This window comes from Kribbella sp. WER1 (assembly GCF_054189145.1).
Map to the genome: position 1 here is coordinate 1,668,043 of NZ_CM135186.1, position 15,130 is coordinate 1,683,172.

General features: G+C 70.8%; 3 protein-coding genes and 1 tRNA gene. 1 reads left to right on the plus strand and 3 read right to left on the minus strand.

The window, feature by feature from the left end; genetic code table 11:
* Positions 1-422: 422 nt before the first annotated feature.
* Positions 423-12,623 (minus strand): amino acid adenylation domain-containing protein, encoded by a 12,201-nt coding sequence (locus tag ACXJJ3_RS08095; protein ID WP_458169348.1) that lies wholly within the window; start codon positions 12,621-12,623, stop codon positions 423-425.
* Between the two features lie 460 nt (positions 12,624-13,083).
* Between ACXJJ3_RS08095 and ACXJJ3_RS08100 the strand changes: the two genes are divergently transcribed.
* Complete coding sequence (locus tag ACXJJ3_RS08100; protein ID WP_458169349.1) at positions 13,084-14,151, plus strand: serine hydrolase domain-containing protein; 1,068 nt, start codon at positions 13,084-13,086, stop codon at positions 14,149-14,151.
* Between the two features lie 236 nt (positions 14,152-14,387).
* Here the strand turns inward: ACXJJ3_RS08100 and ACXJJ3_RS08105 are convergent.
* Positions 14,388-14,460: transfer RNA gene (locus ACXJJ3_RS08105), tRNA-Val, on the minus strand.
* A gap of 21 nt (positions 14,461-14,481) precedes the next feature.
* A complete protein-coding gene (locus ACXJJ3_RS08110; protein ID WP_458169350.1) occupies positions 14,482-15,108 on the minus strand; it encodes a TetR/AcrR family transcriptional regulator in 627 nt (208 codons plus the stop codon).
* Positions 15,109-15,130 lie beyond the last annotated feature (22 nt).

The window sequence follows — 15,130 nt, forward strand, 5'->3', positions numbered from 1 at the left end:
CCGCACACCTTTGCGCAATTCTTACGAATCTTCGGAATCCGTGTAACGACGGACCTACGCGCAGCGATGCAACGGATGGATGGGGTGGGGGCACCGTCATCCCCGGCCGGTCGAGGGGGCTCGGACCGGACGGCTCGGAAGATCGAGGGGGGCCTTGGATCTACCGGAACATGCTGGCGGCGGGCGAGGTGACTCACCCGCCGCGAGTGTGTGATCCCAGCGGTCGGGAACCACCGTGCCTTCGGCAACGTCCGACCGATTCGCAGCGCGATCGATTCCGTGGAGGGACGGTATCGAGCGCGGGTTCTGCACCGTGAACGGCGAACGGTGGCGGCAGGAGGGGGCTGCCACCGGTCAAGCCCCGTCCACGGTGCAGAACTACGGGTCGCAGAACTCCGGGTTGCGGACCTACTGTTGCAGGCCTACGGCCTGAGCCACTCCGGTTCGGGGAGGCGGTCGCGGTCGAGGCGGCCGTTGTCGTCCAGCGGGAGTTCCTCGATCGGGATCAGGTCCGCCGGCACCAGGTAGATCGGCAGCTCCTTGCCGAGGTCAAGCATCAGCCGGGCCAGGACGGCGGGGTCGCTGTCCTCGAGTACGACGTACCCGATCAGGCAGGTGTCACCGCCCGGCTCCGTCTGCGCCACCACGACCGCGTCGACGACGCCCGGCTGGTCGGCGAGGACGTGCTCGGTCTCGCCTGGCTCCACCCGGTGGCCGCGGATCTTCACCTGGTCGTCCGCGCGGCCGAGGTACTCCAGCGTGCCGTCGACCCGCCAGCGGCCGAGGTCGCGGCTGCGGTACAGCCGCGCGCCGGGATGCCCAGGGTCGCCGACGAACGCGTGCTCGGTCTCCTCCGGCCGCCCGAGGTAGCCCTGGGCAACGGCCGCGCCGCCGAGGTGGATCTCGCCGACCGCGCCGACCGGCACCGGCCGCAGCGCGGCGTCCAGCAGCCGTACGGCGACACCCTCGATCGGCCGCCCGATCGACGGCCGGTCCTCGGCCGGGTCGACCTCGTGGATCGTGGTCACGATCGACGCCTCGGCCGGACCGTACTCGTTGAACAGCCGGCACTCCGGATGCGCGTCCAGGAAGTCCCGCACCTTGTGCGTCAGCACCATCGCCTCACCGCCCGCGACGATCTCCCGCAACGCGGGCAACTCCGGCAGCCGGCGCATCGTCGCCAGCAGCGCCGTCAACGGGCTGAACGCCATGAACAGCCGCTGTACGTCGTGATCGCGCAGCGCCGCGACGACCGCGTCCGGGTCGTACCGGTCGTCCTCGCCGATCAGCACCAGCGCCGCCCCGGACGCCAGCGTCGTGAACATCTCCTGCACATGGACGTCGAACCCGAACGAGGTCCACTGCAGCGTCCGCAGCGAGCGCCGCGTCCGCAGGTAGTGCCGGACCAGGTTCACCGGGCCGCGGTGCGGGACCACGACCCCCTTCGGGTTGCCGGACGAACCGGACGTGTAGATGCAGTACGCGATGTCGTCGGCCGCGGCGCGCACCGGCGGAGCCTGCTTGGCGCGGGCGTCGCCGTCCACCGCCGCGACCGGGACCAGCCGCAGCCCGAGGCGATCCGCCAGCGCCGCGTCGTCGCCGACCAGCGCGACCGCGGCCGCGTCGTGCACCATGAACCCCCAGCGGGACTCCGGTACGCCGGGGTCGAGCGGGAGGTACGCGGCGCCCGACTTCAGGACCGCGAGGACGGCAACGACCATTTCGGTGCCACGGGCAACACGGACCGCGACCAGCTCGCCCGGCTTCACGCCGAGGTCGGTCAGCTGCCAGGCGACGGCGTTCGCGCGGCGATCGAGTTCGGCGTACGTGAGCTCGCGATCGCCTTGTATTACGGCGATTGCGTCCGGGGTGCGGGCGACCTGCTGCTCGAACAAGGTGTGCAGTCCACTGAGTTCGCCGGCCACCACGGCGTCGCGCCGGACACGGCCGATCGGGCCGACCGGGTCCGTGTCGGACTCGAGTTCGCGGAGCGCCTCGAGGTCGGCGTCGAGCGGGAGGAGCAGCTCCGGGAGCCTGAGGTTCGGGCGGGTCGTTGCCCTGCGCAACACCTCGGCGAGGTAGTCGAGCAGCCGCTCGATGCTGCTCCGCTCGAACAGGCCGGACCGGAAGTCCGCCGTACACGTGATGTCGTCGCCGTCATGGGTCAGCCGGAACCGTACGTCGATCGGCGCCGGCAGCTCGTCGTCGCCGTCCTCGAAGTCGACCAGGATCTGGAACAACGGATCCCGCTCGAGAATCGCCAGGTCGGTCCCCGCATGCTCGAACGCCGCCGTCGTGATGTCGCGGATCCGCTCGGTCAACTCCCCCAGATCAGGCTCCCCCGACAGATCGATCCGCAACGGCAACGCCGGCGCCGCCGGCCCATCGTCCGGCCGTACCATCGCCGACCCGATCGTCACATCGTCCTGCGCCGCGAACCGCCCCAACACGGTCGCCACCGCCGCCAGCATCGTCATCGCCGGACTGAGCTTCCGCTCCCGGCTGTACGCGAACACCGCAGCCCCCAGCTCAGCCTCCAGCACCCGCCGAACCGAAACCACCGCGTCGTCCCCGGTCCCCCGCCCCCGATCCACCGGCAACACCAAAGGCTGCGCACCAGCCAAGACCCGATCCCAATAACTCAAGTCCCGCCGCCGCCCGCCCCCAACCTCCCGAACCACAACCGCCGTCCCACCAACCCCAGCCTGACCAACCCCAGCCGTGCCCTTGCCAGCCGTGCCCTTGCCAGCCGTGCCCTTGCCAGCCGTAGTCTTCCCAGCCCCAGCGTCGCCCTTCTCAGCCCCGACCGAGCTCGGCCGGTCACCCCCACCGGTCTTACCCGCCAGCAACGCAGTCGACTTCTCGCCGACACCGCTCTTACCGGCACCGGACGCGATCAGCCGCTGACCGCCGACGGTCTTACCGACCTCGGACGCACTCACCCGCGCGTCCTCGACGCCGCCCACAGCCTGCTTCTCACCTGCTGCGCGCTCATCGACTGCCGCCTCACCGAGCGCGATCACACCACCCACCGCACCCACACGCGCACCGTCGCCAGATTCCTTCCGCCCGGCTCCCCGCGCATCCCCCGGGGCGCCCACAGCCGCACCGTCGACGGACTCGTCCGACTGCTCTCCCCCGGCCGCCCGTGTGTCACCCGTCGCAGGGCTCGGGCCGAGTGCGATCGCACCACCCGACGCACCCACGCGCGCACCACCCGACGCACCCACGCGCGCACCATCCGACGTGCCCACGCGCGCACCTCCGCCGGACTCCTGCGGCGCCTCCGGCCCGCTCGTCTGCGCCTCGTTCGTACCAGCCCCCGCGGAGCCCGCACCAAGCGCGATCGCGCCCGCGACCCCACCGACGCGCACGCCCTCGCCGGACGCCTCCCTCAGACCGGACGCACCGTCGGTCGAGCCCCCCGACGACACACCCGCCGCCCCACCTTCACCGGCCGCCGTCGCGGCACCCACGTCGGCAACACCCGCATCCACGTCGCCTGCGCTCGCGTCGGATGCGCTCGCGTCGGATGCGCTCGCGTCGGTTGCCCGCGCAGGAGTTCCGCCCGTAACGGTTGCGTCCGTCCGGGATGCCTGCGCGGGAGCCGCGTCCGCAGGAGCCGCGCCCGCGGGAGTTCCCTCCCCGGCGGTCACCTCCCCAGAAGATCCCTCCCCGGGGGCTATCCCCGCGGGAGCTGCCTTCGCAGGAGTTGCCTTCGCGCGAGATGCGTTCGCGAGAGTTCCGTCGGCGGGGGTTGCCTCCGCGATGGCTGCGTCGGCAGGGGTTGCGTCCGCGGCGGTGACCTCCGCGGGAGTTGCCTCCGCGATGGCTGCGTCGGCAGTGGTTGCGTTCGCGGGAGTTGCCTGAGCGGAGGTTGCGTCGGCGGCAGTTGGCTCCGCTGCACCTGCGTCGGCCGGTGTGTCCGCGTCTGTGGTGGTTGCGTCCGCGGTGGCTACATCAGTCGTGTGTGGTGCTGTCAGCTCCTCAGGCTCGTCGTCTGTGGGCTGTTCGGTGAGGAGTGCGAGCTGTTCGCGCATCAGCTGGGTTACGCCGTCGACCAGCTGACCGGCGACCCGTAGCTGCTGCGACATCAGCGCAGCCATCCCGCTCCCCGGCAACTCCGCCGCGCCGGTCGCCGCCGCAGCCTCGTCCACCTTCGCCGCCAGCTCAGCCAACCCCGACCCAAGCACCGCCAACGCCGCCCGCGGATCCCGCGCCTCGCCAGCACCGTGCGCCGCAGCACCGTCGGCCTCAGCGCCGACAACCCGAGCACCGTCAGCTGCAACGCCTACAACCCCGGCACCTTCAACGCCGGCACCTTGAGCCCCAGCGCCTTGAGCCCCAGCACCTTCAGCTGCAGCACCTTCAGCCTTAGCTCCTTCAACTGCAGCGCGCCCAACCGCAGCATCCTCAAGCGGTACCTCGGTGTCACCAGCGCCCTCAGCCTCAGCACCGTCAGCCGACGTACCAACCTCCGCCGGCTCAGCGACCTCCGGCTCGGCCGTCTGCACGGCAACAGCCGTCGCCAGCTTGTGAGGCGTCGTGTACGTCAGGAACAAATCATCCGGCGCCAGCTCCACCTCGAACCGGCTCCGGAGCTGATCGATCACCGGCGCCATCGACGCCGGCGTCGCTCCCAGCTCCGCAAACGTGTGGTCCACCGTCAAGTCGTACGGATCGAGCCCATGCACCTCACACGTCAGATCGAGTACGACGTCCAGCGACTCCCGGTACCGCTCCGCCGACATCTCGTCGCCCGGCAACGACCCGGCCTGCGCGAGATAATCCGCATCGATCGCATGCGTCTCAGCCGGCAACGCGAACGGCGAAGCCTCCTCGGTCTCCCCGGGATCCGCCGCCTCGGCGACCGCCTCCACGGGCGGATCCAGCGGGATCCGCTTCACCGCAGCGCTCGACGGCGGCTCGAACACCACCGACTGTGCCCGCGCCGCCCGCTCGAACGCGTTCAACCTGGGCGCAACGTTGCCCCCAGCAACCGCCGTACCCGGCCCGGCAAGCACCGTCACCGACGGATCCACCGGATGATGCACGCGCCGGAACGGGTACGTCGGCAGTGGCACCCGGCCGCCGTCGGCGTACACCTTCGCCCACGCGATCTCGGTGCCCTGCTCGTACAGCTCCGCCAGCCCGTTCATCGTCGCGAGCACCGGGTCCTGCCCGAGCCGCTGCGCCGGGATCCACGTGCTGTTCGGTGCGATCCGCCGACCGGCGGGGCTGAGTACGGCGTCCGGCCCAAGCTCCAGGAACCGCCGGCACCCAGCCGCGGTGACCGCCTCGACCGCGTCTCCGAACAGCACCGGCTGCCGCAACTGACCGACCAGGTAGTCGCTGTCCAGCACCGTCCCGGACTCGAGCAGATCACCGGACCAGCTCGACACCATCGGGGTCCGCAGTGGCTTCAGCGTGATCTCACGGACGATCTCCGCGAAGTCCGACAAGATTGGGTCCACCAACGAACTGTGGAACGCCCGGTCCACATCCAGCCGCTGCCAGGCGACCTGCAGCTGGTCGAGCTTCGCCGCTAGCTGCCCGACGATCACCTCGGACCCGGTCAGTACGAACGACTGCGGCCCGTTGCCCGCAGCAACTTCCACGCCGGCGGTCCGGGCGATCTCGCGCACCCGATCGGCATCCGCCCGTACGGCGACCATTGCCCCAGGCACCGTTCCGCGCTGCATCAGTTCACCGCGCTTGGCAGTCAACCGTACGCCGTCCGCGACGGACAGCGCGCCCGCGACGCACAACGCGGCGTACTCCCCGACGCTGTGCCCCACGACCAGCGCGGGCTGCACGCCGAACGACTGCCACAAGCGCGCCAGCGCCACCTCGAACGCGAACAGCGCGGGCTGCGCCGTCTCGGTCGGCCAGACGCCTTCGGTGCCGGCAGCGGGCGTGAGGAGCAATTCGTTCAGGCTGCCGCCGGTCTCCTCGTGGTACACCCGGTCGCACTCGTCGAGCACCGACCGGAACACCGGGAACCGCGCCGCGAGCCCCGCGGCCATCCCGCGCCGCGCCGCGCCCTGCCCGGTGAACGCGTACCCGAGCGGCCCCGGCCCGCCCCGCGGTACCTCGGTCGCCGACGCGGAGCCGAGCGCGCTGAGCAGCTCCCGCTCCGTCCCGCCCGCGACCGCGATCCGGTACCGGTGCGCCGGCCGGCCGAGCGCCGCCGTACCGGCAAGGTCGATGAGCCGGTGACCGGTGCCGTGGTCGAGGTCCGTGCGGTACAGCTCGACGAGGTCGGCGAGCGCGTCCGGGTCCGGCGCGGACAGCGGCAGTACGACGGGGCCGTCGTCGCCGCGCCGGATCTGCCGCGGCGCCTCCTCGAGGATCACGTGCGCGTTGGTGCCGCTCGGGTCCAGCGCGCTGACACCGGCCCGCAGCGTCGTACCGCCGGACTCCAGCGGTACGGTCCACTCACGGACGTCGGTGCCGATCACGAACGGGCTGCCGTCGAGCGCGAGCGCCGGGTTCGGCTTGCGGTGGTTGATGGTCGGCACCAGCGTGCGGTGCTGCAGCATCAGGATCGTCTTGATCAGGCCGGCCATGCCCGCGGCGCTGTCCAGGTGGCCGATGTTCGGCTTCACCGACCCGAGCGTGCAGAACCCGACCTTGTCGGTGTGCCGGCGCAGCGCCGCCGTCAGCGCCTTCACCTCGGCGGCGTCCGCGGCCGGACTGCCGATCCCGTTCGCCTCGATGTAGCTCACCGAGTCCGCGTCGAACCCGGCCCGCTGCAGCGCCCGCTCGACCAGCTCGACCTGGTTGCCGTCGATCTTGCTGACCGCCGTACCGCGGATCACCGCGTACACGGTGTCCCCGTCGGCGAGCGCCTGGTCGAGCCGCTTCAGCAGCACCGCCGCGACACCGTTACCGCCGACCGTCCCGTCCGCGTCCGCGGCGAACGCCCGTACATGCCCGCTCGGCGACAGGATCGAGTCCGCCGTCGGCTGATAAGTCGTTGCCTGCGGCACCTGTACGGCGGCGGCGCCGGCGAGCGCGAGATCCGCGTCGCCCGACCGCAACGCCTGGCACGCCAGGTGGACCGCGACCAGCGACGACGAGGACGCCGACTGCACCCCGATCGCCGGGCCTGTCAGCCCGAGCCGGTACGCGACCCGGGTCGCGATCGAGTCGCGGGACTGGTGCTGACGGTTGTACAGGTTCATCCCGGAGCCGGCGAAGACGCCGACGCGCGCCGACGTACCGGCGTACCCACCGTGCTCCAACGCCTGATGACACACCTCGAGGAACAACCGCTGCGCCGGCTCCATCAACTCGGCTTCGCGATCGCTCAACCCGAAGAACTTCGCATCGAACGCCTCGACGTGCTCCAACCCACCCGAGACCGCAACAACCCCGTCGCCGGTGTCCGGCATCCCCCGCCGCACACTCTCCACTCCCCCGACAAGGTTCTCCCAGAACCCTTCCAGCGTCTCCGCCCCCGGAAACCGCCCAGCCACCCCCACCACAGCCACCGGCTCCACAACCCCAACCCGAGCCGCAACACCACGCCCGCCCTCAACCTGGGGTCCTTCAACCTGACCAGCACCCGCAACCCCACCCCGGCCGGCGCCCTCACCCCCGGCCCCCTCAAGCCCACCGCGCTCCTCACCCCCAGCACGGTCCTCAACCCCGCTGCGCTCCTCGAGCCCACCGCGGTCCTCAACCCGCGCGAGATCCTCAAGCCCAGGGCGGTCCTCACTCAAGCCGTCCTCTGCACCCCGCCCACCAACACCGACAGCCCCCGCCGCAACCGCCAGCACCCCACCCACAACCACAGCCGCCCCAACCCCACGACCGCCACCCTCACCGACACCGTCCCCATCAACGACGCCGGCCGCTCCAACCTCAACAAGCTCGTCATCGTCAGCACCGGCCCGACCGACAGAACCTGCCTCCCCGCCGCCCGAAACGACCTCAGCACCCTCAGCGCCTTCGGCGTGCTCTGCGTCCTCCGCGTCCTCAGCGTGCTCTGCACCTTCAGCGTGCTCGGCACCGTCAACAGCATCCGCAGCACCGTCAGACCCTGCGACACCCGCCGTCTCGTCGACAGCTTCGGCACCTGCTGCACCATCCGCCGCGACCCCAGCGCCGCCCTCCGCACGGTCGCCACTCCCCGACAGGTACTCCACGCCGGCATCAACACCACCGCCGGAACCCGCGGCACCGTCCACGCCAGCAGCATCGGCAATGTCGCCCGCAGTTACCGCATCCGCCGAATCTCCCGCACGTTCCGCAGCCGGCGTACCGTCCGGAGCGCCTGCAGGTACGTCGGCCTCCGCGTCGTCAGCGCCCGCCGTACGCGCGTCGTCCGCATCCGCAGCGACATCCCCAACCTCCGGGACCTCCGACTCGAGGTCTCCGTCCGCTACCTCTGCGTCCGACTGCTCATCAACAACGCCCTCAGAAGAGTCGTGCCCACCGACGCCGGGTCCAGAATCGCCAACGCGAGCACCGTCCTCATCCCGAGCGAGTACCCCGTCCACGCCGACAGGCTCCGCCGACACCGAAAGCTCGGCCGCGCCGACAGCTTCATCGCCAGCACCAGTCGACTCGTCAACAGCCCCGTCCCGCGCGGCCGAGTCGCCCTCATCGACAACGGCGTCGCCCCCATCAGGTACGACGTCGCCGCTCTCGGTCGGCACGATCTGGCCCACCAGATCCGGCTCGCCGGCGTCGTCACCCGCATCAGCCAAGTGGGCTTCGTCGACATCCTCGTCCCCGGCAGCCTCCGGCCGCGCAACAGCTGATTCCGCGTCGCCGAAGGCGACCTCATCCTTCGCGGAGCCGCGGTCACCGTCATCGACCGTGGCCTCGCCCCGAGCAGGTACGTCGTCACCCGCACCGACAACCGCCGTCTGACGAACGTCATCAGGCTCATCAGCCGAACCAGACTCGACAACGGCCCCACCGTCGTCAGCAACGGCTTCGTCCTCGTCAACCGTCGCCCCGACCGACACACCTTTCTCGGCATCGGCCTCGACACCCGCCACCGCAGCGTCACTCGCACCAACCGCCGCCAGCTCAGCCGCATCAGGCTCAACTACCGTGTCATCCTCGTCGGCGCCGTGGGACGCATCACCAACGCGGGACTCATCGCCCGAGTGCGACTCAACGGACGAGGTGGGCCCATCGCCCGACTGAGGCGCATCGCCCGAGTGAGGCGCATCGGCCTGGTCGGCCTGGTCGGCATGGTCCGCCCGGTCGGCCTGGTCGGCATGGTCCGCCCGGTCCGCCCGGTCCGCCCGGTCCGCCCGGTCCGCCCGGTCGGCCGCGTCGGCGAGCGACTCGGGCTCAACCGGAGCCGCGACGATCCCGTCGGCAACTGGGTCGGTTTCGCCGAGCAGGTCAACCCCGGCCGGGACCGCAGCAACCTGGTTGGGAGCTAAGTCAGCCTCGTCGGCCAGGTCGGTCTCGAACGCAGCCTCGTCGGTCTCCTCGGAAACTGCGTCAGCTGCGTCGATTGCAACGTCGCCGGACGCCGCGACCATGTCGGTCTTCGTGACCGGCGCCCCATCACCGGCAGGAGACACGTCTGCTGCATCTGCAGCAGTGGCACTCTGACCGGATTCCACGTCGGCCGCGTCGACGGCTGGACCGTCGCCGAGCACGGGCGCGTCCTCCTCGCGGGGCGCGTCCTCCTCGCGGGACGTGTCCTCGGTCGCGACAGGTTCATCCGTGGTAGCCGGCACGTCATCGGCAGCCGGCGCTGCGGCGACGGCGTCCGTCCCATCAGCTGAATCCATCGCCGCAGCCGCGGAGACCACCGCGGGGGCAGCCGACGTACTGACCGCTTCCATCGGAGCAGGCACGGAGTCGGCCGCCGGTACGTCCGTCACGCCAGAGGCGTCATCCTCGACGGGCTCGGAGGCGGCAGGTACGTCGGCGTCCTCGCGCGTCGGGTCCGTCTCGGTGATCGCGTCTGCGGCGGTGTCAGCTGTCCCGACCGGCTGTTCACCCGAACCTGTGCGCGGCTCTGGCGAGCTGGCCCCTGAGGCGTCTGAGGAGCCGCTGGCCGGATCGTCTTCGGTGTGAGGTTCGGGCTCGCCAGAGGTGTCGTTGCGTGCAGGTTCGTCGTTCTGGTGCGCGCTGGCCTCGGATGCGTTGGACTCGTCTGCGTCAGGTCGTTCAACGTCCGACAGGCTCGGCGTCTGCTGCGCCTCGTCCGTGACTTGGGAGGACATCGCGCCGGTGTGGCGCTCGGAGGTGTCTTCAGACGGAACTTTGTCGGATTCGACGGGCAGGTCGCCTGAGGTCGCCGCGCGCCCGATCGCGTTGGAGTCCTTGCCGGTACGGTCGCTCGCATCCGTGACGGGTACTGCGTCGGCGTTCGCAGACCCCGGGGTGGCCTCGTCTGAGGGTGGGGTGGCGTAGGTGATGCGGGCTAGTTCGATGGTGGCCGGTTCGTCGGTGGTTGGGTCATCCGACGGGGCGGCTGGGTGGGTGAGGGCGTCCGCGGTGGGGAGGTTTGGCTCGGGAGGGGACGTGGGAGTCGTAGCCGGCGGTACGTCGGACGGGGTTCTGGATGATGCAGGCCTGTACGTGGGCGCGGGTGCCGGTGCGGGCGCCGTGAATGGCGTGGGCTCCGCAGGCTCCACAGAAGACGCAGTTGCCGGCGAGGGGTTCGGGTCTGCGGGTGGGGTGCCCAGGGTGGGGCGTTGGGGTGGGGTGGGGATGGATTGTTGGAGTTCGCGTTTCCAGGCGAGGCGGGCGATCGGGAGTTCGGTGGTGCGCTCCGAGGGGTCCTCGTCGGCGTACGGGGTGTTCTCCGGCGTTTCTGACGGGCCTTGGCCGGTGGGGCCGCTGGCGGAGGTGGCGCCGGCGGGTTCTACGTGCGGATGGGGGGCGGAGTGCAGGGTGCCTTCCAGCCAGCGTTGCTTCAGGAGGGGGCGGAGGATCTTGCCGCCGGGGGTGGTGGGGAAGTCGCGGCGGGGGACGCCGACCACCTGGGCGGCCAGGCCCAGGCGGGTTCGGATCAGGGAGCGGATCGCCTGGTCCATGCCGGGGACCGAGTCGGTGGTGAGGGCGTAGAAGACGACCAGGCGGTCGGTGCCGGTGTCTTCGTCGGCTACGCCGCAGGCGGCCACCAGACCTTGTTCGGCGCCGACGACCGTGGCTGCGACGGATTCGATGTCGTGGGCGTAGTGGAGCTTGCCGGACATGATGATGCGTTCGCTGTCGCGGCCGGTGATGACGACCTGTCCGCCGGTGATGAAGCCCTGGTCGCCGGTGGCGAGCCATTTGCGGGCGGGCCAGTTGCCGACGGGGAACGCGAGCCGGTCCGCCTCGAGGTTGCCGAGGTACCCGGGGGTCACCCGCGCGGAGGCGACCTGCAGCTGGCCGATCCGGCCTTCGGGGAGTACGGCGCCGTTGGGCGCGACGATGCGGACCGTCGTACCGGGGGCAGGTGCCCCGACCGACACGAGCGACAGCACTCCGGGCGCCTCGACCCGCGGAGCGCCGGGTCGGGCGACCGCGACCTTGCCGGACGACGGGCGCTGGTCGACCCATTCGACGACGCCGGTCGGTGGGATCCGGACGCGGTGCACGTTCGGGGTCAGGCCGGGGCGCGCGAACGTGATCCCGGTGACCGTCTCGGTCATCCCCCACGCGGCGACGAACGTCTCCGGTACGACGCCGAACCGGTTCGTGACGCGCAGGAACTCCGACATCACCGGCACCGTGATCTGCTCGCCGCCACTGACCAGGCTGCGCAGCGCGGACAGGTCCCAGTGCCGGTCGGGCTCCCCCGCGACCGCGGCGGTCGCCAGCCGGTAGCCGAAGTTCGGCGACCACGAGTGGTTGACCCGGTGCTGCTCCATCAGGTCGAACCAGCGCAGCGGGTTCGCGAGCACCCAGTCGGTGTTCACGTGGATGTTCGTGCAGCCGGTGAACACCGGCAGCAGGTGGTACAGCAGGAACGCGCCGCTGCGGTCCAGCGGCAGCCAGTTCAGCGTCGTCTGGCCGGGGCGGACCGGGAGCATCGCCGGCGTACCGGCGGCGAACTCGACCAGTCCGCGGTGCGTCAGCTGCACCATCTTCGGCGTACCCGTCGAGCCCGAGGACAGCATCAGTACGGCGACGTCGTCCGCGGCCGGGCGGTGGAAGTCCGAGGTCGGTTCGTGGCCGGCGAGCGCGTCCGGGTCGAGGACCGGGAGGCCGAGGTCGTTCGGCAGGTCGGTCGGGCGGCCGATCAGCACCGTCCAGCCGAGCAGGTCGGTGATCCGGCGGAGCCGCTCGCGGCCTTCCTCGGTCCGGTCGCCGCCCGGGTTCGGCGCGACCAGCAGCGGGCGGACGCCGCCGAGCGTGCAGGCCCAGAACGCGGCGAAGAACCCGACCGGCTCGGTGCAGTGCACGACCGCGGGGTCACCGGCGCGTACGCCGTTCGCGCGCAGACCGGCGAGGATCCGCGCGGCCAGTTCGAGCAGGGTCGGGAAGTCGAGCTTGGTCTCGCGTCCGTCCGGGCCGATCTCGACGACGCCCGAGCCGGCGAAGTCGCGCGCCGCCCGGAGCAGCGCGCTCGGCAGGTCGCGGGGGTACCCGGCGGGAATCATCAACGCCGGCCCGGTGGAGATCGCCGGCCGGTCCGCACCACTTCTCACGCCGATGCCACCACCAGCAGCATCGACAGCAACGTCAGCACGAGCGAGCGGGGTACGCCGGGACGCGGGCAACCGCTGAGCGAGGCCGGTTGGCGACCCACGGACACGTGCCTCCCCAACTGGACGGAGCGGGACCGGGCGGACCCGCCTCACACACTTTCACACCGAGCTGTTGCCCCGTTTCCATCAGCCGGAACAGATGCCGTGACCGGGTACACCCGGTGCGTCATCGCGCCGACCGACAGCCGTGAACCCTACCAGCCGCGACCCGCCCTGGAGGAGTCCGTTCTCACCAGCCGATGGTTAAGAATCCCGCGACCACCGACATGGTTCCAACGAGTGACGAAAGCTTCCGATACGCCCCGTACGAAAGCCGTACGTCAGCGCCGTGGCGGTGCGGTGTCAGCGCTCCTGGCAAGAGTGATCCACGTCGAAAACATCACTCTCAGAAGGAGCGGGAATGTCCGTACAGGAGCTGCAGCAGGCCGCGCAGGAATTCGTCGACGCCGGGTTCGGCAGCCTCGAACTGCGGGTACACGACGAGAGCGGCGAGTACGTCGCGCGGGCCGGCATCCGGGAGCTCGGCAGCACCGAACTGCCGCCGGAGGACGGGCAGTTCCGGGTCGGCAGCGTGACGAAGACGTTCGTGTCGACGGTCGTACTGCAACTGGTGGCCGAGGGCAAGCTCGACCTGGACGGTAGGGTCGCCGACCGGCTGCCGCGTTTCCCGCTGGACGGGCGCATCACCGTACGGATGCTGCTCGACCACACCAGCGGCCTTTTCAACTACACCGGCGAGTACTACCCAGACGGCACGGTCGTCCCAGGCCTGCCCGCCACCGGCAAGGACTGGGCGGACAACCGACTGGTCGGCTACACCCCCGACGAACTCGTGGAGTTCGCACTGGCCAAGCCCGCACGCTTCGAGCCAGGCACCGACTGGAGCTACTCCAACACGAACTACACGGTCGCCGCCCTGCTGATCGAGGCGGTGACCGGCCGCACGCTGGCCGAAGAACTCGACAGCCGAATCATCAAGCCCCTCGCCCTCACCGGCACCGTCGAGCCCGGCGACCGTACCGACATCCCAGGCCCGCACGCCCACGGCTACTTCCGCTACCAGGACGGCGACGACTGGAAGGTCGTCGACGTCACCAACCAGAACCCGTCCCTCCTTTTCGCGGCCGGCAGCATGCTCTCCACCACCCGCGACCTCCAGGTGTTCATGTCCGCGTTGCAGACCGGCAAGCTCATCCCAACCGACCTGCTGGCCCAAATGCGCACACCGAACCCCAAGAGCGGCCCCCTGAACTACGCCCTCGGCCTCTTCAAGCAGGAAGCAGGCACCCAAACCCTCTACCACCACAACGGCAGCGCCCCCGGCGGCTACGGCGCCCTCATGTACAGCACCGCAGACGGCACCAAGACCCTCACCGCAGCCATCACCATGGGCGACTCAGAGGCCAACATCCTCGAGATCTTCCCGCCGGCCCTGGAGCGCCTGATCACCACAGTCTTCGCAAGCTAACAAGCAAACGCGACCACAGCGGGGGTCCGGGGGGCGAAGCCCCTCCGGGCGGGGCCCGGGGGCCACACCCCTCAGAAACACGACCAGCGCGTCGCAAGCCAACAAGCAAACGCGACCACAGCGGGGGTCCGGGGGGCGAAGCCCCTCCGGGCGGGGCCCGGGGGTCGCACCCCCGGACAACACGACGAGCGAGACCGGCCCGCGCACTCCGCGGGCACACCCCACCTACGAGCGAGTGGGCGAAGAGGGACTCGAACCCCCGACATCTTCCTTGTAAGGGAAGCGCTCTACCAACTGAGCTATCCGCCCGGATCCAGCGACCGCAGGAGTCTACCTGAGATCTCCGGCCGTCCAGACCAGCCAGGACTCCAGGGCCAGGTCGGCGATGTCCTGGAGTTCTTCGCGTCCGAGGCCGCCGGCCGCCTGGACGGCGATGCCGAACGTGACCGTCATGACGGCGTGGGCGAGGCGGCGGGGGTCGGCGTCGCGCGGCAGGTCGCCCTCCTGCACGGCCCGCCGGAAGCGCTCCTCGAGGCGTGCGGTCGAGGCGTTCCGCCACTCGGCCAGCAGGTCGTGCGCGGGACGCGCCGCTTCGCTCGTCGCCAGCGCGCCCTGGACGCCCAGGCAACCCGCCGGACAGTCGGGGCGGGTCGTGGTCCGTACGGCGCCGCACAGCATCGCCTCGACGACGGCGCGGGCGGTCGGCTCGGCCAGCGCCCGCGTCCCGTAGCCGGCCGGGCCTTCGGCGTACCGCTCGAGAGCTTTGCGGAACAGCTCCTGCTTGTCGCCGAAGGCCGCGTACAGACTGGGCTTGCTGATGCCCATGGCCTTGGTCAGGTCGGTGAGGCTGACGCCCTCGTAGCCGCGTTCCCAGAACAGCCGCATGGCGCGTTCGAGCGCCTCGTCGACGTCGAACTCCCGAGGCCGCCCCTTGACGGCGCCGCCCGTACCTGCCATGTGTGCACAGTACTCGCGGAGT

Bases quoted from the DNA above. Each gene is read 5' to 3' on its own strand.
- ACXJJ3_RS08110 (WP_458169350.1), bottom strand. From the start codon at position 15,108: ATGGCAGGTACGGGCGGCGCCGTCAAGGGGCGGCCTCGGGAGTTCGAC.
- ACXJJ3_RS08100 (WP_458169349.1), top strand. From the start codon at position 13,084: ATGTCCGTACAGGAGCTGCAGCAGGCCGCGCAGGAATTCGTCGACGCC.